Source organism: Streptomyces johnsoniae (assembly GCF_031845565.1).
GTDB classification, from domain to species: Bacteria; Actinomycetota; Actinomycetes; order Streptomycetales; family Streptomycetaceae; genus Streptomyces; species Streptomyces johnsoniae.
Genome location: NZ_JAVREV010000019.1, coordinates 1 through 17323 on the forward strand (window position 1 = coordinate 1; position 17323 = coordinate 17323).

Consider the following 17323-nt stretch of genomic DNA (forward strand, 5'->3'; position numbering starts at 1 on the left):
GGACACCGAACGCCAGACCGCGTTCACCGACTGGATCGACTGGTACAACTACCACCGACCCCACACCGGCATCGCAGGCCAAACACCCGCCAGCCGCGTCACCAACCTCCCCGAACAACACACCTAGGACCGCATCGAACGGCGGCGGAGCGTTTCGTTTCCCAGGTCAGCGTTTCCTGCCTCCAGGACCGCCCGTCCTGCCGCGCGGTGCTCGGCGGCCTCGCTCGGGGCCGTCTCGTCGAGCACGATCGCGATGCCTTCGTGGGCCAGCGCTTCCTCGTACCGGTTGCCCAGCCCCGGGGCCAGCTCCAGCGCCTGCCGGTGCAGCCGCAGCGCCTCATCGGGGAGGCCCGCGAGACGGCAGGTCTCGCCGTAGCCGTTGAGGAAATGGATCTTCCAGTGCTCCTCGAACAGTTCGTCGAGCAGCGCGAACGCCTCCCGGTGGCTGGCCAGTGCCTCCTGGTAGCGGCCCATCTGCCGCAGTGCGACGCCCTGGCAGTTGAGGCACCACGCCTGGTTGTGAAGGTGCCTGTCGTCGCGGGCCAGCGTCAGCGCCTGATGCAGGTGCTCCGCCGCCCGGTCGGGCTCCTCGTGGGCGATGGCCACGCCCAGGGTGATTCTGGCCGTCAGCGCGGGGGGCCCCGCGGGATCGGTGTGCGGGATGCCCAGCACGTCCCTGGCCCGCTGTGCCGCCTCCTCGCGGTGTCCCAGCTGGAGCATCGCCCAGCCCTCCGACGCGGCCGCGTGGGCCGCGCCCGTGGGGCAGGCGGCCTTCTCGTACAGTCTCCCCGCCAGCCGGAAGAGTGCCAGCGGCTCCTCGACGTGCCCCGCGTCCCAGCTCAGGTAGCCGCGGCGCATCGCCAGCTCGGCTTCCGCCTGTGCGTCCCCCGCCTGGGACACCCGGGCTGCTGCCGCCTCGTACGCGGCGGCGGCCTCGGCCATCCGGCCCGCGTTGTAGCGCGCGAAGCCGAGATCGCTGTGTGCCTCGGCCAGCCGCAGCGGATCACCCAGGCGTTCGGCGGCGGCAAGCGACCGTTCGAAGAGAACGTTGAGATGTGTCGTGCCGCAGCGCCGCGCGAAGTAGGCCCGCAGGAAGCGCGGCAGCTCGCACACGTGCAGGTCGGCCCCCGCGGCGGCCGCCGTCTCGAAGGCGGCCAGCAGGTTTCCGTACTCGGTGGTGAGCCAGGTGAAGGCCGCGTCCTTGTCCGGGAATCGCGGCAGCTCGGCCGGGGGCCGGCCCGCTGAGGGCGGCCGGCCGGGCGACAGGAGCGGCATCGCGGCATCGGCGGCAGCCGCCGCGTGCACGTAGTAGTCGAGCACGCGGCCCAGCGCCCGTTCCCGCTCGGCCGCCGGGTCCTGTTCCGCCGCGGCCCGGCGGGCGTGCTGGTGCACCAGGTCGTGCAGCCGGTAGCGGCCCGCCGTCGGCTGCTGAACGAGGTGCGCGTCGAGCAGCTCCTCCAGCATCGTCCGAGCGCTGTGCAGCGGCACCTCCGCCAGCGCCGCGGCCACGTACTCGTCGAAGGACGCTCCGGGCAGCAGGCCCAGCATGCGGAACAGGCGGGCCTGGGCGCGGTTCAGCTGCCGAACGGACATGGCGAACGCGGTGTCGAACTCGCTCGCGCCCTGCGCCATCCGTTCGACGAGGATGCCCACGGTCCAGCCGGGCCGGTGCCGCAGCCGCGCCGCGGCCAGGCGCAGGGCCAGCGGCAGGTGGCCGCACAGCCGCAGCACCTCTGCCGCGGACTCCGGTTCGCGGGCCAGCCTGCCGTCCGGGCCGCCGGGGTCGCCGCTGGCGCGGGCCAGCAGCCGTGCGCTCTCCTCCGGGGTCAGCACGTCGAGCGAGACGGGCGGTACCTCGTCCAGGCCGAGGAGCCGGTTGCGGCTGGTGATCAGGGCGACCGAGGGGCCGGCGCCGGGCAGCAGCGGGCGGACCTGGTCGGCGTCGGCAGCGTTGTCGAGGACCACGACGACCCGCCGACGGGCCAGTTCCGAGCGCCAGCAGGCGGCAAGCTGCTCGACGCCCTCCTGCGGAACCTTCTCGGACGGGACGTCGAGCGCGCCGAGCAGCGTCCGCAGCGCGGAGTCCGGGTCGAGCGGGGGCCGGCCCTCGGTGAACCCGTGCAGGTCCACATAGAGCTGGGCGTCCGGGAAATCGGCGGTGAGCCGGTGGGCGGCGTGGACCACAAGGCAGGTCTTGCCGACACCCGCCATGCCGTCGACGGAGACCACCCGATGGCTGTCCACGGCGGCGAGCACGGCGGCGAGCCGTTCCGCGCGCCCGGTGAAGTCCGGGACGTCGCGCGGCAGATCGTTGCGGGTCGGCGGCCGGACCTGACGGCTGCTCCTCGGGGGCGCCGGCAGGGGGTTCGAGGTGCGCTCCCACAGCGGGCGCAGCGGGCGGGGGTCGCGCTTGACCAGGCGACAGAGCGCGACCACCGCGGGCCAGGGCGGCACGGTCTGCCCGTTGAGGTAACGCGACAGGGACGAGGAGCTGAGGCCGGTGTCCCGCGCGAGGGCCCGCACGCCGAGCCCGGACAGGCCCTGGAGCGCACGCAGCCGGTCGGCCAGCTCGTCCCGCGGTGCGGCGAACGCCGTCCGTTCGTGCATGTCCACCGTTCCTCCGCCTGGGCCGTCCCGCTCCGGCTGCAGTATCCAGAGCCGCATCGCCGCTGGTCAAGGCCGTTACTGCTGTCCCATGGTGTCCCATCGCCATGGCCGCGGCCGGCGGGCCCGGCTGTCATGGGGTCAACGCCCCGGCGGAACGGGGCACCGACCCGGAAGAAGAGGTGCGGACCGAAGTGCAGTCCCGCATGCGGAACCCCGCCGTCGTGCTGTCCGGCGCGATGCAGCCCGTTCAGGAGATCCTCAAGGCCGTGCGCTCCGGTGGCGTGGACGGGCAGACGCTTGAGCTGGTGCATCTGCGGATCAGCCAGATCAACGGCTGCAGCGCCTGCGTCGACGGCGGCGCCAAGGCGGCCCGCGAGGCCGGAGTGAGCGACGAGCGGCTGGCCGCGGTCGCCGCCTGGCGGGAGGCCCCGTACTTCACGCCTGCGGAACGGGCGGCCCTCGCGCTCGCCGAGGCCGCGACGCGGCTGGCCGACCGTTCCGACCCGGTGAGCGACGAGGTCTGGGACACCGCCGCCACCTACTTCGAGGAGAAGGAGCTGGCCGCGCTCGTTCTGATGATCGGCGTCACCAATCTGTTCAACCGGCTCAATGCCACGACCCGCCAGGTCGCCGGCGCGTGGGGATGATGCCCGGCGGCCCCGCAATGGCGAAAATATACTCATCAACCCGCATACCGGAAGGAAGACCGCTGTGAAGGACGCACAGGAGCCCGCCAAGGGCAGCGCCGCGACCGACGAGACGTCCGAAGGGTTCTCGGACGTGGAACGAGCCGCGATGAAGGAGCGCGCCCAGGAGCTGAAGGCGTCGGCGCGCCGCGGTTCGCGAGCCGCCAAGGCGGCTGAGGATGAGGCCGCCGTGGTCGCGAAGATCGCCGAGATGCAGGGGTCGGACCGGGACATGGCCGAACGGCTCCACGCCGTCATCAAGGCGAGCGCGCCCGACCTCGCGGCGAAGCTCTGGTACGGGATGCCCGCGTATGCCAAGGACGGCAAGGTCGTCTGCTTCTTCCAGAGCGCGCACAAGTTCAAGGCGAGGTACGCGACGCTCGGCTTCAACGACGCGGCGTACCTCGACGAAGGCACGATGTGGCCGACCGCCTTCGCCTTGAAGGAGCTGACCGCCGCCGACGAGGCCAAGATCGGCGAGCTCGTGAGGAAGGCGGTCGGCTGAGGCCCGGGGGACGGCGCGCCAGGGGCGGCGCGTGTTCGATGGTCCACAGGCGTGCGAACGCGCCTGGCGGCGCCCCGGCGCCCCGTTACGGCGGCGGGCGCCGGGCACGCGCGAACGATCAGGGTCAGAAGCGTGCGCCGACGTCCGCACCGTTGGCGGGGACGAGGAAGTCGGATGACGGGATCGAGCCGTCGGGGTTCCGCGGGCCGGTGATCGTGGTGGGGTCGGTGTCACCCTGGTAGCCGGGCAGGTCCCAGCGGTTGAAGCCGTTGCCCCAGGCCATGCTGTCCTCGACGAGGATCGGGTCGCGGAAGTCGTACGCGTCGTAGCCGTCGTCGGCGTTGTTCCACAGCCGCACGCCCCGCACGATGTTGCCCTCGCCCTCGCCCTGCTTGATGGCCAGGCCGTCGGCGCTCTCGCCGTTCTTGCGCGGGTCGCGGTTGCCGTGGCTGTCCAGGTTGATGATCTGGTTGTCGCTGACGACACCGACGTCGCCCACGAGGTGCAGGCCGGTCTCGTAGTTGTCCCGCGTCACGAGGTCCTTGAAGACGTTGTGACTGGTGTCCATGCCGAAGATGCCGTACGGGCCGTTGATGATCTCCAGGCCGATGATGTGCCAGTAGTCGCCTTCGAGGTGGATCGCGCCGCGGTCCGGACGCGGGATGGTGCTGCCCACCGCGCCCGGGGTGTACGGCATGTTCTCGCCGTCGAGGATGGCGTGCTCGCCCGCGTAGGCGCGCAGGGTTATGGGCTGCGACTCCGTGCCGCTCCCGAGGAGTTGGATGTTGGTGTCCGGTGCGTACGTGCCCTCGCGGAGGTGGATCGTGGTGCCCGCCTCGGCAAGGTCCACCGCCGCCTGGATCGTCCGGAGCGGCTCGTCGAGGCTGCCCGGGTTGCTGTCGTCGCCGCCCGGCGCCACGTACAGCTCCGCCGCCTGGGCCGACGCGGTGCCGGTGGGGAACGCCACCAGCGCGCCGAACACCACGGCGAGGGATGCGATGAAAGCGCTGAGGGGTCGACGGGTGCGGAGGGGCTTCATGAGTTCGCGACTCCTGGGGTGATGAAGAGCATGATCCTCACGGTGCGCTGAATTGTCTTCCACTGGTGTGCCGGCCCGCCGCCCGGTGGGCGGCGGGCCGAGGCGCGCTCCCGGACTCAGGTCCGCACGCCTCCGTTCCGCGGTGCCGCTCCGTTCACTGTGTCACTGTGCCGGAGAAGCGCCCTGGATCGAGAGCTCGTAGGGGAACGGGTCCCCGACCCCGACCTCCCACATCGGGTAGTCGCGGTGCTGCGAGGGGGTGGCCGCGACGACGAGCATGAGGTGCGTCTCGCCGCTCTGCAGGCTGAAGTTCGCCGTCTGGCCGGGCGCGAAGGCGTCGCTGTACCGGACGGAGAAGTCGGGCGACACCGCCGCCAGCCGGAACCGCCAGTCGGCGCCGGAGAGGTTGGACTGCCCTTGCAACTGGACGGACACCTGGCCGCCGCTCGGGTTCAACTGGATGATGTTGTGCCCGTATTGGTGCGGGGCGTCGCTGTCGGCGATCCGGTACCGGTCGCCGCCGAGGGTTTGCAGGGCATCGGTGTGCAAGGGACGGTAGCTCTCCCCGCCGCGCCACAGGTCACTGCGGATCTCGGCACCGTCGGCGAAGTCGTAGACGACCTGCCGGGACGTGTATTCGGCCATCAGCTGGGCGAATTCCTGGTGGTCGAGACCGAGGATGCGCTTGATGGTGTCGATCGGGTGCTCGCCCTGCTCGGCCTCGTACCAGAACCGGTCGATCACCTCCGGTCCGTAGATGTCCCGGATGGTGTTGAACAGCATCCAGTCGCCGTAGTAGGTCTCCTGGGACAGCCACCGGTAATGCTGGCGGTCGACGAAGTAGCCCGACCCGACGACCACTTCCGGGCGCTTCAGGCGGGCCATGTAGTTGGCGTGGGCCTCCCAGACGGGCCCGGCCACCGGGTTGCCCGCGCCCCATCCGCCGCCGTGGCCGTCTTCGATGTTGATGTCGACCGCATAGTTCTGGAGAACGTGGACGAACTCGTGGGACTCGACCCATTCGTCCCAGATCTTGTCGTAGGGCAGGCACATGTGCCCCAGCCCGATGTCGTCCCGGCCGGCCCAGTTGGCCGGGGGCAGGAAGTCGCCCGACCAAGTCCCGCACAGGTGAATGTTGATCCGGTACTGCGACCCGGCCTCGTGGTCGGCAGGATCGACGAACCCGACCTCGTTCACGTAGTAGTCGTAGATGTCGTCCATGTGGTCCGCGACCCACTGCGGGTAGTTGTCGAGGCCGCGGTTCTGCTGTCCCCACGCGACGGCGTCGACCGCGTCACCCCAGCGGACGGCGAAGTGCTCCGACTCGGCGACGTTCCCGGTCTCGGCGCCGGCGTCGATCATGAACTGCGGGACACGCGTCTGCTTTTCCGCCTGGACCCGGGTGTCCGGTACCGCGCCGGCCGAGCCCGCCGGGCCCGCGAGCACGAGAGCCGTGGCGAACGCGGCGGCGAGCGCGAGGCCGCGCCGCCATGAAGGCCGCATGCCTGGTCTTTTCGTTTTTCTTGACATGGGGGGAACGATCCCTTTCCCGTTGCGAGGTGGGGTGGCAGCGCCGAGGGGATCAGAGCTGCCATCGGCTCAAGGGGTCTGGACGACCTTCTGCATGGTGCCGTCCGGGTTGAAATTCAGCTCGTCAAGTGCGACGGAACGGCGGAAGTTCCCGCCGCCGGGCGCGTCGGCGGTGTGGTAGACCATGTACCACTGGTCGCCGAACTCCATGATCGCCGGGTGGTTCGTCGTCGAGCTCACCTGGTCCAGCACGACTCCCCGGTGCGTCCAGGGGCCTGCCGGGCTGTCGGCGGTCGCGTACCGGATACAGGCGTAGGCCGAGTCGGTGACGCAGTCGGCGCCCGAGTTGGAGGCGTAGGCCAGGTAGTGGACGCCGTCGCGCTCGAACAGCCACGGCGCCTCCCAGAAGCCGGTCAGGCCCGCCGGCTCGAAGACCTCGCCGTCCAGCGCGGTCATGGTGTCCTGGAGGCGCACCGCTCTGGGCTCCCAGTACGAGCCCCAGTGCAGGTAGATCTCGCCGTCGCCGTCGATGAACACCGTCGGATCGATGTTCAGCGCCGAGGAGTTGGGGGTGGCGTCCGAGATCAGCGGGCCACCGATGGCATCCCGGTACGGGCCGAGCGGGTGGCCGGCGACCGCGACTCCGATGTTCATCCACCCCTCGTCGGTGTGGCCGTCGACCGAGACGAACCAGTAGAACCGGCCGTCGGGCCCCTGCACCACCTCGGAAGCCCAGGCGTTCGCGCCGGCCCACGCGAAGGTGTCCAGCGAGAGGACCGCCCCGTGGGGCTGCCAGGCGGCCTGGTCGTTCGAGGGGGATCGCGAGGAGAACGCGTGCCATTCGTGCATGACGAACTGCTGCTGGCCGGGCGCCGCTTCGTCGCGCCCGGTGAAGATGTACGCGGTGCCGTCGACGACGAGCGTGGCGGGGTCGGCGGTGTAGATGTCGGTGACGATCGGGTTCGCCATGGGCCCGGTGTCGGCCGGGGCCTCCGACGCGGCCTCCGACGTTTCCGGACCGGCGGTGCGCGCGGCGTACCCGGACTGCTCGGTGGCGGCCGGGCCGGCCGCGGCGACGAGCCCGACGGCGGCGAGGACCAGGGCCACCATCGCCGAGCCCGGGCGGACGAACGGTCTGCGACGTGTCATCGCGCTGTCTCCATTCTCAGCTTGCGTGGGGGAGCTGAGCGTCCGGACGGGAGCGGGGGCGGCGGTGCGGTCGCCTCGGCGGCCCGAGCCTCACTGCTGCCACCATGCGTCGACTCACCAGCGGTTCCGTCCGTCGAACGACTCATCCTCGCGCCGGGCCCCGGCGGGGAGAACTGCCGTCGGGACGGTGGAGGGCCGTTTCTCCTACCCCTGTTGCCGCCGAGGGCTCGAAGGTTGCCCGGCGGACACCCACTTCGGCCGCGACGCCGACGGCGAAGGCCGTACGGCCACGATCCGAACGACACACCTAGGTCCTGTCCTGTCGATCTTGTCGGATCAGCCCGCGGCGTCAGATGCGGTGCATCGCAAGGCACCGGATCGCAGCTCATACCTGTCTGTATTCGCGCGATTCGGTAACGCAGCGAGGTGCCGTAGCTGGCGTCGCGGGCCCGGCAAGATCGGCAGGACAGGACCTAGGTGACGGGGAGTTTCCAGAAGGCGCGGTGGCCTGCCGGTACTGGCGGGGAGAAGGTGAGACGCCCCGCGGTGAACGCCGGGACCGTGCGGGCGAACTTCCGCCACTGCCGACGGGAGAGGTTGCCGGCCGAACACACCCTGACGAAGCGGCCGCGCGACTCGGTCGGGCTGTCATCCCGCAGCTCGGGAAACGGAACGATCCGCAGCTCTCTGCCGAAGAACTCCGAGTGCCAGAAGAGCCGCTCGATCTCGTCCCAGGACCACTTGTCGGTGCCGAGGAGGGGGCGGCTGATCACTTGCCCGTCCTTGTCGGACTCAGTGCCGAAACGCCAGACGACGAGCCCGGCCGGGGACAGAACGATGCGCTGGTGAAGCCCTTGAAAGGTCACTTTCTCGGTCACGGCCCCCGCCTTCGACCTGTCCGGCACGAGCCGCGCTGTGTGGCGTTGTGCTCCCGGACAGAATACCTGGGCCCGGACACGTCGGCCTCGTCCTTTCCGTGCCGTGCGTGAACACACCGAGATCCTCACCGTGCATGTGCGCTGCCGACGGATCGCCCTTGGCGGTCACCGTGGACAGGGCGAGGGTGCACATGCCGGTGAGGACCTGGGTGAGTTGCTGCGGTCAGTGTCCTCTCGGTGTTGATGGTGGAACGCGGACGCGGCTGCGGAATGTCAGGCGAACTCGAACGGGCCGATGTCGATGGCCGCTCCCCGGACACGCGTCGCGCCGTCGACGTCCTCGGTGAAGTCCTCGCTGTGGGGCGTGCTGCCTTCGTCGACGATGTCGGCCTGCTGAGCCAGGTCCCGGAACCGGGTGAAGTCGTCGGGATTGATCGCGGGAACCGGCGCGTCCGGATTGCCCTCGAAGTCCCGCCAGTCGTCGGACGCCGACGGATCGAGCAGTTCCACATTGTCCGTGTCGTCGGTCATCGCGTCTTCACTGCCCCTGGCGTACGTGGAACCTCCCGCACTGACGAGGACGTTGTTCCGCACCCTGATGTCCGTCGTCTCCAGATCGTCAACCGTGCTGTGGAACGTCAGCACGTGGCCGTCCACTCCCCCGCGCATGATGTTGTTCTCGATGATGGCGCCGGGGATGCTGCCCAGTTCGATGTTCTGGCTGCCGAAGGACTCACACACGTTGCCGCGATAGGTGTAGTCGCGGATGTCCGCGGTCGGACGGTTCCCGTTCTGCATGATCAGGCACTGGCCGGAGACGCGTACGCAGTAGTTGTTCTCCACCGTGACGTCGTAGGATTCGACCGTTCTGCTGCTGTTCTGGTAGTTCTGAATGCAGTCGGCGTGCGGTTCGCCCTCGCTCTTGCTGGCGTTCAGATCGTGGATGTAGTTGTTACGGATCAGGTGGCCGGTGCCCCAGACGCGCATACCGTCAACGTCGTCGTTTCCCTCGTCGGTCCACAGGTCGTAGATGTTGTTCCACTCGACGGTGATGTCGGAGCCGCCCCAGAGGTAGACGCCGAAATTATTGGTCCCGGTCACGGTGTTGCGGGAGATCAGCACGTCGCTGGCGCAATCGTCGTAGTCGCACGCGATGGCGTAGTGAATGTTCTTGCCGTTGACCAGGTTCCTGATGATGGTGTGCCCGGTGCCGGAGAATTTGATTCCGGTTGACGGGTCGTCCAGCTCGTCGCCCACCACGGTGAAGCCGTCGATGGTCGCGTCGCTGCCGCTGACCTCGATGTTCTTCACGCGGACGACGCCGTTGGCACGAACCGTGACCGCCTTGTCGACGGTCAACGTCGTGTCGGAATAGTCGCCGGGCCTGACGCAGACGACATCCCCGTCCGAGGCGTCGTCGACGGCTTCCTGCGGGTCGGAGTCGGTACTGACCGTGCAGTCGTCGGTCCTGGGGTTCCCTTTGCCGTCGGTGCCGTAGGGAAGGTCGCCGCCGGGGTCCTCCCCGTCCGCGCCGAGGACCGCGGCCTCGGTGATGCTGGTCCACTCGTTGTCGGTATTGCCGTACCCGACGATCCGCACGTAACGCGCCGACGTATCGGTGATGTCGTACTCCTCCGGCCCGGTGCCAGTACCGCTGCTCACGGCTCGCGGAAGAACCGTCGACCAGCTCGACCCGCTCTGCGAGACCTGCACGTCGAAGGTGGAACGGCGCGTGTCGCCCTGGTGCCAGGCCACCGACACCGAGCCGACGGTCTGCTCGGTGCCGAGGTCGAAACGAATCCAGGCTCCGTCCCCCTCGGCCGACCACCGCGTGGACAGATCCCCGTCCACGGCGTTCGCCGGCACATTTCCGTCGTCGGAGCTCGCCGTCACCGCGGTGATCGGCAGCGGCGTCGCGGCCTCGGCCGGCGGCGGGCCCGACACGACGGTCGCCGCACCCACCACTGCCGCCACGCCTAACGAGGCTGTCAGCATGCGTATCACTTGTTGACCTCTTTCAACCGTTGGTTCGGAAAGGCCCGCCCGGGCGTCAATCGGTGACGTCGATGTTGGTCAGGCCGCTGCCGGCGTCGGTGACGGTGTTGTCGGAGGTGACGACGTTCGGCGCGTCCTCGCATTCGTCCTGATTGGTCACGTTGATGGCGTAGCCGTCCGCGCCGCCGAGGTCGGAGTCGTTGGTGCGGAAGGTGTTGCCGCAGCCCCAGCCCTCGACGCGGTCGTGGGTCTGGTAGCCGTCGAGGAGTTCGCCGTCGCCGCCGAAGGTGCCGGTGTTGGAGGCGATGAGGTACCCGTTGCCCTTGAGGTCCATCCAGGAGTCGGCGTAGTTCTCGCCCGAAATGCCGTCGCCGTCAAAGGTGTTGCCGCTGATCACGCCCCCCGTGGTGCCCTCCTTGATGTCCACGGCCTCGGCCGTGACGTCCGGGCCGATGGTGTTGTTCAGGACCTGGTTCGCGTCGCTGCGGTCGGGACCCTCGCCGCCGTCCTCACCGAAGTCGTCCCAGTGGTCCACAAAGGAGCCGATGTAGATGCCCTCGCCGTACTGCGGCTCCTCCAGGCCGGTGTCGTGGATGAAGGAGTCGCGGATGACGTTGTCGGAGCTGGCGGCGCGCAAGCGCACCGCCTCCGACTCGGTGTTGTACACCTCGACCCCGTCGATGGTGACGTGGTCGGACTCGTCCAGCACGATGCCCTTGGCCGAGTCGGCCACCGCGAAGCCCGTCAGGTTCCAGTGGTCGGCGCCGTCCAGGTGGAGGCCGTAACCGTCGTCGTTGGACAGGACCGCGTCGCGCGGCCCGGTCAGGGTGATGGGCTGCTCGGCGGTGCCGGAGGCCGTTGCGTCGAAGGTGCCGGTGTAGTCGCCGGGCTCCAGCTCGATGCGGTCCCCGGGCTCGGCGTCGGCGAGCGCGTCGGTCAGCTCCTCGGCGGTGCCGGCCTCGATGGTGCGTCCGGGCGGCTCTGGCGGGTCGGGCGGGGTCTCGCCATCGTCGTCGCCCGGGGTGCCCCAGACCTCGACCTCGGTGAGGCTGTTCCAGTCGCCCTCGCCGTCGCCGGTGTAACCGTGGCCCAGGTAGCGGACCTTGGAGGTCTGCACGGGCTCGAAGGCGAACGACTCCAGGCCGTTCGTCGCCCCGCTCGTCTCGCCCTCGTACACGGTGACCCAGCGTGAACCGTCCCAGTACTGGAGCTCGAAGACGTTCTGCCGGGCCGTGCCCTGGTGCACGGCGAGCTTGATGTGGCTGACGGTCATGGTCGAGCCGAGGTCCAGCTCCAGCCAGGCGCCGTCGCCCTCCCCCGACCACCGGGTGCCGTAGTCGTCGTCCACGGCGTTCGCCGGCGCGTTCCCGTCGCTGGTGCTCGCGGTGACGGCGCTGCCGTCCGGCGTGATCTGTACCGCGGCGGCCTGCGCCGCCGCCGGCACGGCCAGCACCGCCGCGCCCGCGGCCAGGACGGTGACGGCCGCCCGCAGCCGCCCGCGGCTCCGGGGCGCGCGGCGGGATGAGCGGATGTGCCTCACGGGGGGTCCTCCCTCTTCGAGTTCTGCTCTTGGTCCGGCCTCATCGGGCGCGAGGCTAGACGGCGGGACTCGGGAGGGGTCCCGGGGCCGTCCGGCAGGCGGCGCCCAGGCGGGCAGTCCGATGGCGTCCGGGCCGGATCGTCACCCGGCGGGCCGCGGCGGACGTGCGCCGGCGCGCACGTGCGCGCGTACCCCTTGCAGGCCGAACAGGATGAGAAGCTCGACCGCGCCGCCGTCCGCACTGCCCAGCCAGTGCGGCATCGACGTGTCGAACTCGGCGGCCTCGCCGGGCGGCAACGTCAGGTCGTGCTCACCGAGCACCAACCGCAGACGGCCGTTGAGTACGTACAGCCACTCGAAGCCCTCGTGCGTCTGCGGGGTCGGTTCGAGCGGTTCCGGCCGGGCCGGAATGATCATCTTGAACGCCTGCGTCCCGCCCGGCCGCCGGGACAGCGGCACGAAGACCATCCCGAACCGCCGGAGTGGCTTCAGGTGGATGCGGGGATCGCCGGTGCGCGGGGCACCCACGAGGTCGTCCAAGGGAACGTCGTAGGTGCGGGCGAGCGGCAGCAGCAACTCCAGGGTCGCCCTTCGCTGCCCGCTCTCCAGCCGGGACAGGGTGCTCTCCGACACCCCGGTCGTCACGGAGAGCTCGGCCAGGGTGATGCCCCGCTCGCGACGCAGCGCGCGCAGCCGAGGTCCCACCGCGCCGAGCACGTCCGCCGCTTCGCCGTCCATGGGGCGAGCTTGCCATAACCGCAAGATTTCTCGCCGGGTTCGGGAGCGTCCGGCGAGACTGCCCGCATCCCGCATCCCGCATCCCGATCTCAAGGAGCTCCGATGAGCACGACCGATGCAGTCACGTTCTGGGACGGCGTCCACGCGGCCCGCCCGGCAGCCGACGCCCCGCCGCCGAACTCCCGTCTCGTCGAGATGGTCACGGACCTGCCGCCCGGCGACGTGTTGGACCTCGGATGCGGCGACGGCGGCGACTCGCTGTGGCTGGCCCGCCGGGGGTGGCATGTCACGGCCGTCGACATCTCGGCCGTGGCGGCCGAGCGGCTCGCCGAGCGCGCCCGCTCACTCGGTCTCGGCGACCGGATCACCGCCGCCCGGCATGACCTGCACGAGTCCTTCCCGCAAGGCCGGTTCGATCTGATTTCCGCCCACTACCTCCACACCCCCTACGACCTGGACCGGGCAGCTGTCCTGCGCGTGGCCGCGCACCGGCTGCGCCCGGGCGGGCGGCTGCTCGTCGTCGACCACGGCTCGACCGCGCCGTGGTCGTGGAACCAGGACCCCGACGTCCGGTACCCGACCCCGCGGGAGGTCGCGGCGGGCATCGGCCTCGACCCGGCGGCATGGACGGTCGAACGGGCCGACGCGCCCCGCCGGATCGCGACCGGGCCGGGCGGGCGCACCGCCGAGGTCACCGACCATGTCCTGCTCATCCGCCGCGCCGTCTGACCCCGGCGCGAGAACCGACCCCGTGGACCCGTGGAAAGGCAGGACCGCCATGCCCGCCACCGCCCGCCGCCGTGACACACCGCCGCCCCGGACCGGGAGCGGCGAGGCCGAGACCCTGCGCGGGTTCCTCGACTACCTGAGGGACTCGATGGCCGCGAACGTCGACGGTGCCCCCGAACCGCAGGTCCGGACGGCCGGAGTGCCGTCGGGCACCAACCTGCTCGGCCTGCTCAACCACCTCACCTTCGTCGAACGCTCGACGTTCCTCGGAGAGGAGGTCACCGACTGGCAGGCGACGTTCCGGGCCGCGCCGAAGGACAGTGCGGCCGAGGTCATCGCCCGCTACCGGCAGACCGTCGAGCGCGCGAACAGGGTCCTCGACGGGTGCACCGATCTCGGCGCACCCGTCCCCCGGCCGCGGTCCGAACGGCCCGCGCCCAGCGTCCGCTGGGCACTCACCCACATGATCGAGGAGACCGGCCGCCACGCCGGCCACGCGGACATCCTCCGCGAACTCATCGACGGCGCGACGGGGCGCTGAGCCCACCCGAGTCCGGAACCGAGGACGGGACCCCTCCCCGCCCCCCTGCCCGGGCAGGGGGGCGGGGAGGGGTCCCCGACGTGGTGGGGTTTCATGGCGACCATGATGCGCAAAACCTCATATTCCGCCATGGTCACCGTTGTTGTCGCTGTCGTGTTCGCCGCTCTCACGTCGTGTTCCTCGGACTCCTCGGACGGGTCCCCCGCCGATGGCCGGCCCAGCGAGGCCGGCTCCGGGTCACCGGCGTCCGACCCCACGCCGACTCCTACCCAGACGGGCACGCCGTCGCCCTCGCCGACCGGGCCGTGCGCCGACGGGACGTGCGAGATCGAGGTCGCGGTGGGGGACGTCGTGGCAGTGCCGGAAACGTACGGCCTCGGGCCGATCGAGGTGACGGGGATCACCGGCGACGAGGTCGAGATGGCCGCGTCGCTGACGGGATCGGGCTTCGGTGTCTCGGGCTGTTCCGGTGGTGGCGGCGTGTCGTCGGCGGGCGGCGGCGGCGTCGGGCTGACCTGCGGCGTGGGAACCGTCGCGACGATCAACGACGTCATGAGCCTGGAGGTCGTCGAAATCCTCGGCACCGCCGCCGTCCTCCGTATCGAACCCGCAGCCTGACGTACGGCACGGCGCCGTCTCACAGCCGCCGGACGCGCAGCACGCCGGTCAGCATCGGGAGCGTGAACTCCCCGCGGGCGGTCTCCGGCCTGCTCGCGAGGAATGCGCGTATCCGGCCCAGCGTGGCCTCTTGTTCCGGTGCGGGCATGACCAGCATCCCCGCGCGCGTCGCGATGGTCGCGACGAGGGAGTCGGCGGTGCGGCGCTGCCCGTGCGGGAACTCCGCCTGCTCCGCCGAGCCGAACCGCGCGGCCACGCCGGTCTCCGGAAGATGTGCGCCGGCCGTCTCGGCGCGCCAACCGGCGGGCGTGTCACGCGGGCCGATGGCCGCGCTCCCGCCGACCCGCGCGAGCCCGGCGACCCACTCGGCCCGGTCGTCCATGACGTTCCACAGACCGGCCAGAATGCCGCCGGGGGCGAGGACCCTGGCGATCTCGGGTCCCGCGACGGCCATGTCGAACCAGTGCATCGCGTTGCCGCCCAGCACGGCATCGACGGACGCGTCCGGCAGCGGGATCGCCTCGGCACTGCCCGACAGGGCACGAACGGCCGGCAGCGAGCGGCACAGCTCGGCCAGCATGGCCGAGTCGGGCTCGACCGCGATGACTTCGGCGCCCAGCGCGACCAGCGTGGCGGTGAGCTTCCCGGTTCCGGCGCCGAGGTCGAGTACGCGTGGTCCGGGCGCGGGCTCGAGCGCCCAGCGCGCCGCGGCCTGCGCGTAGTCCGGGCGGTGCTCGGCGTAGGCGACCGCCACCGCGCCGAACGACGAGGCGTGCAGCAGCCGTTCATCCTGATCCACGCGGACACCCTATGAGTGCTGCCGGCGGTCGGCTACCCGCGTCGCGCTCCCGTCCGGGCTCGGACGCGGTTTCACTTCGCGATCGAGGAGGCCGCTTCGATGATTATTCTGGCGACTGTTTCCGAATGACTGAGAATGATCATGTGGGTGGCCTCCACCTCGTGTATGCGGCCCTTTTCCGTGGCTCTTTCAGCCGACTTCCGCTGCGTCGCGGCGGGGAGCACTTGGTCGTTCTTCGGGATGATGAACCACGGCTTCTTGTCCTTCCATCCCTGGATCTCCGATTTCTGATCTATGACAGGGGCGCTGAGCGGGCGCTGGTTCGCGGCCATGGCCATCGTTTCACTCTCTCCGGCGGCCGGGCCGATCAGGACCTCGCCGAACTTGTCCTGCCGGATATAGAGATCGCAGACGCCCTTGCCGTCCTGGCCGCAGGTGCCCCGCCGGAGAAGATCATTTTTCGGGTCGATCCCGGCATCGTCCGCTTCCTGGGCCGTCGCCGGCAGCGCCCTCGCCCGCAGCCCTATCTCGTGCTCCGGGGGGATCAAGAGCTCCCCCGGCATCGGAGCGGTCGCGGACACGTAGACCATCGCCTTGACGTTCGTGTTCCCCGCCAGCACGCCGTTGGTGATCACGGCACCTCCGTAGGAGTGCCCGACGAGGACGATGTCACTGACGTTCCCTTCGCTGTCCTTTTCCTTCCCGAGGGCTTCAAGAAGGGATGCGAGGTGCTTGTCGTCATAACCCATTCCGCGCAGCGGATTCGCGAGGGCTATGACCTGATAGCCCTTTTCCTGCAACGCGAGACTCACTCGGTCCCAGCACGACGAATCACAGAAGGTGCCGTGCACGAGAACGATGATCGGCTTTGGCATCTGCCTGCTCCTTCGCTGAATCCCCGAGGCCGCTGACCACTTCCATCCTGGCCGCTACCGCAAAGTACTGCCACACAATGAATTTCTACGGTCAGGACGCCGGCCCGCCGGAAATCGGTTCCGCGCGCGATTCTTCGTTACGGCGCCCGCGCCCCGGGGCGAGGTGAGACGTGGGCGCCCCGCCCACAAGCTGCTCCGCCAGCCCGGGGGCGGTGGCGTGGGCATGCGCTCTCCCGGGTGTCGGAGGGCAGGGGTAATCTGGGCGCGACGCACGGAGAGGGGACGGCCCGTGACGCCGCCAGCACCCAGCTCATCGAGCAAAGTCAATATCCTGCCCAGGGACTTCGGCAGCCTGGCGCGCGGGCTGCCGCCGACCGTACCGCCGGGCACGCTCTTCGTCCTGGGCACGAACGGCGGCATGAGCGTCGCGCCCGACGCCGGGTTCCCGCTGGTCTTCGGGCGCAGCGAGCCGGATGTCCACGTCTGCGTCGGTGCGGACGATCCGCACGTCAGCCGACAGCACGGGCGCGTCACGCGCGAGCACACGCGCTGGGTGCTGCACAATGTCGGCCGGCTGCCCATCCGCCTCTCCCCCTCGCACCTGGTGCTCAGCGGCGACTGGGCCGAACTGCCGTTCGGCTACACGCCGTTGTTCATCCTCGGCCCGAAGCAGGAGCACCTCCTTGAGGTGCGGATCGCCGCGCCGTCGCCGTCCGCGCTCCCGGGAGTGGAGAACGAGGCGAAGACGCGCGGGCCCAGCGTGTGGCCGCTGAGCCCGGTCGAGAAGCTGGTGCTCGTCTGCCTCAGCCAGCGGTATCTGCGCAACGAGCCCTATCCGCAGCCGCTGACGTGGGGGCAGGTGGCCGCCGAGCTGAGCGAGTTGCAGCCGGGGGAACGGTGGGGCGAGCGCCGGGCCGCGCACATGGTGACGAATGTGCGCAAGCGGCTGAGCCACTCGGTGCGCGGCCTCCTGGAGGAAGAGGTTCCGCCGCCGGTGGGCAACACGCTGAACCACAACCTGATCATGGAACTGCTGGTCAGCACCACGCTTCTGAAGGCGGATCTGGCCCTGCTCGGCGACTGACCGCCGCCGG

The 17323-nt window shown here is 70.3% G+C and carries 17 protein-coding genes and 1 pseudogene; 7 read left to right on the forward strand and 11 right to left on the reverse strand.

The window, feature by feature from the left end; translation table 11 throughout:
- A partial coding sequence (locus tag RM779_RS27720) for an integrase core domain-containing protein (protein WP_311620621.1) occupies window positions 1-127 on the forward strand: 127 nt, incomplete at its 5' end.
- Here the strand turns inward: RM779_RS27720 and RM779_RS27725 are convergent.
- Window positions 124-2607 (reverse strand): ATP-binding protein, encoded by a 2484-nt coding sequence (locus tag RM779_RS27725; RefSeq protein WP_311620513.1) that lies wholly within the window; start codon window positions 2605-2607, stop codon window positions 124-126. The two genes, RM779_RS27720 and RM779_RS27725, sit on opposite strands and share 4 nt — an antisense overlap.
- 203 nt (window positions 2608-2810) lie before the next feature.
- Between RM779_RS27725 and RM779_RS27730 the strand changes: the two genes are divergently transcribed.
- Window positions 2811-3254, forward strand: coding sequence for a carboxymuconolactone decarboxylase family protein (locus tag RM779_RS27730; protein ID WP_311620622.1), 444 nt, complete (start codon window positions 2811-2813; stop codon window positions 3252-3254).
- Between the two features lie 148 nt (window positions 3255-3402).
- Window positions 3403-3798 carry an iron chaperone gene (locus tag RM779_RS27735; protein ID WP_311620623.1) on the forward strand — a complete coding sequence of 132 codons (396 nt, stop codon included), beginning with the start codon at window positions 3403-3405 and terminating at the stop codon, window positions 3796-3798.
- Window positions 3799-3922: 124 nt separating this feature from the next.
- Here the strand turns inward: RM779_RS27735 and RM779_RS27740 are convergent, their stop codons facing one another.
- From RM779_RS27740 to RM779_RS27775, 8 genes and pseudogenes are all read right to left on the reverse strand, one after another.
- Complete coding sequence (locus tag RM779_RS27740; RefSeq protein WP_311620514.1) at window positions 3923-4837, reverse strand: right-handed parallel beta-helix repeat-containing protein; 915 nt, start codon at window positions 4835-4837, stop codon at window positions 3923-3925.
- Between the two features lie 162 nt (window positions 4838-4999).
- A complete protein-coding gene (locus tag RM779_RS27745; RefSeq protein ID WP_311620515.1) occupies window positions 5000-6340 on the reverse strand; it encodes a DUF6055 domain-containing protein in 1341 nt (446 codons plus the stop codon).
- A gap of 96 nt (window positions 6341-6436) precedes the next feature.
- Window positions 6437-7516, reverse strand: a complete 1080-nt coding sequence (locus tag RM779_RS27750) for a family 43 glycosylhydrolase (RefSeq protein ID WP_311620516.1) — start codon at window positions 7514-7516, stop codon at window positions 6437-6439.
- A 473-nt stretch (window positions 7517-7989) separates the two neighbouring features.
- The gene (locus RM779_RS27755; protein ID WP_311620517.1) at window positions 7990-8394 is read right to left on the reverse strand and encodes a hypothetical protein; all 405 of its coding nucleotides are present in this window, start codon (window positions 8392-8394) and stop codon (window positions 7990-7992) included.
- Window positions 8395-8491: 97 nt separating this feature from the next.
- A pseudogene (locus RM779_RS27760) lies at window positions 8492-8611 on the reverse strand (pyridoxamine 5'-phosphate oxidase family protein); the annotation flags it as partial.
- 56 nt (window positions 8612-8667) lie between these two features.
- Window positions 8668-10368, reverse strand: a complete 1701-nt coding sequence (locus RM779_RS27765; protein ID WP_311620518.1) for a discoidin domain-containing protein — start codon at window positions 10366-10368, stop codon at window positions 8668-8670.
- Window positions 10369-10444: 76 nt separating this feature from the next.
- Window positions 10445-11929: a discoidin domain-containing protein gene (locus tag RM779_RS27770; RefSeq protein ID WP_311620519.1), complete on the reverse strand. Its 1485-nt coding sequence runs from the start codon at window positions 11927-11929 to the stop codon at window positions 10445-10447.
- A gap of 141 nt (window positions 11930-12070) precedes the next feature.
- Window positions 12071-12667, reverse strand: a complete 597-nt coding sequence (locus RM779_RS27775; RefSeq protein ID WP_311620520.1) for a helix-turn-helix domain-containing protein — start codon at window positions 12665-12667, stop codon at window positions 12071-12073.
- A 102-nt stretch (window positions 12668-12769) separates the two neighbouring features.
- Between RM779_RS27775 and RM779_RS27780 the strand changes: the two genes are divergently transcribed.
- From RM779_RS27780 to RM779_RS27790, 3 genes are all read left to right on the forward strand, one after another.
- Entirely contained in the window at window positions 12770-13396 is a 627-nt protein-coding gene (locus RM779_RS27780) for an SAM-dependent methyltransferase (protein ID WP_311620521.1), read from the forward strand.
- A gap of 49 nt (window positions 13397-13445) precedes the next feature.
- Window positions 13446-13937, forward strand: coding sequence for a DinB family protein (locus RM779_RS27785; RefSeq protein ID WP_311620522.1), 492 nt, complete (start codon window positions 13446-13448; stop codon window positions 13935-13937).
- 93 nt (window positions 13938-14030) lie between these two features.
- Window positions 14031-14555 carry a hypothetical protein gene (locus tag RM779_RS27790; protein ID WP_311620523.1) on the forward strand — a complete coding sequence of 175 codons (525 nt, stop codon included), beginning with the start codon at window positions 14031-14033 and terminating at the stop codon, window positions 14553-14555.
- A gap of 19 nt (window positions 14556-14574) precedes the next feature.
- Here RM779_RS27790 and RM779_RS27795 read toward each other — a convergent pair whose 3' ends face one another.
- Entirely contained in the window at window positions 14575-15354 is a 780-nt protein-coding gene (locus tag RM779_RS27795; protein ID WP_311620524.1) for a class I SAM-dependent methyltransferase, read from the reverse strand.
- A gap of 71 nt (window positions 15355-15425) precedes the next feature.
- On the reverse strand, window positions 15426-16229 hold the full coding sequence (locus tag RM779_RS27800) for an alpha/beta fold hydrolase (protein ID WP_311620525.1): 804 nt from the start codon (window positions 16227-16229) through the stop codon (window positions 15426-15428).
- A gap of 289 nt (window positions 16230-16518) precedes the next feature.
- Between RM779_RS27800 and RM779_RS27805 the strand changes: the two genes are divergently transcribed.
- Window positions 16519-17313 (forward strand): FHA domain-containing protein, encoded by a 795-nt coding sequence (locus RM779_RS27805; RefSeq protein WP_311620526.1) that lies wholly within the window; start codon window positions 16519-16521, stop codon window positions 17311-17313.
- The last annotated feature ends 10 nt before the right edge of the window (window positions 17314-17323 follow it).

Coding starts and splice junctions, on each gene's coding strand:
- RM779_RS27800 (WP_311620525.1), bottom strand. CDS start 16,229: ATGCCAAAGCCGATCATCGTTCTCGTGCACGGCACCTTCTGTGATTCG.
- RM779_RS27750 (WP_311620516.1), bottom strand. CDS start 7,516: ATGACACGTCGCAGACCGTTCGTCCGCCCGGGCTCGGCGATGGTGGCC.
- RM779_RS27735 (WP_311620623.1), top strand. CDS start 3,403: ATGAAGGAGCGCGCCCAGGAGCTGAAGGCGTCGGCGCGCCGCGGTTCG.
- RM779_RS27745 (WP_311620515.1), bottom strand. CDS start 6,340: ATGCGGCCTTCATGGCGGCGCGGCCTCGCGCTCGCCGCCGCGTTCGCC.
- RM779_RS27790 (WP_311620523.1), top strand. CDS start 14,031: ATGGCGACCATGATGCGCAAAACCTCATATTCCGCCATGGTCACCGTT.
- RM779_RS27775 (WP_311620520.1), bottom strand. CDS start 12,667: ATGGACGGCGAAGCGGCGGACGTGCTCGGCGCGGTGGGACCTCGGCTG.
- RM779_RS27730 (WP_311620622.1), top strand. CDS start 2,811: ATGCGGAACCCCGCCGTCGTGCTGTCCGGCGCGATGCAGCCCGTTCAG.
- RM779_RS27785 (WP_311620522.1), top strand. CDS start 13,446: ATGCCCGCCACCGCCCGCCGCCGTGACACACCGCCGCCCCGGACCGGG.
- RM779_RS27780 (WP_311620521.1), top strand. CDS start 12,770: ATGAGCACGACCGATGCAGTCACGTTCTGGGACGGCGTCCACGCGGCC.
- RM779_RS27740 (WP_311620514.1), bottom strand. CDS start 4,837: ATGAAGCCCCTCCGCACCCGTCGACCCCTCAGCGCTTTCATCGCATCC.
- RM779_RS27725 (WP_311620513.1), bottom strand. CDS start 2,607: ATGCACGAACGGACGGCGTTCGCCGCACCGCGGGACGAGCTGGCCGAC.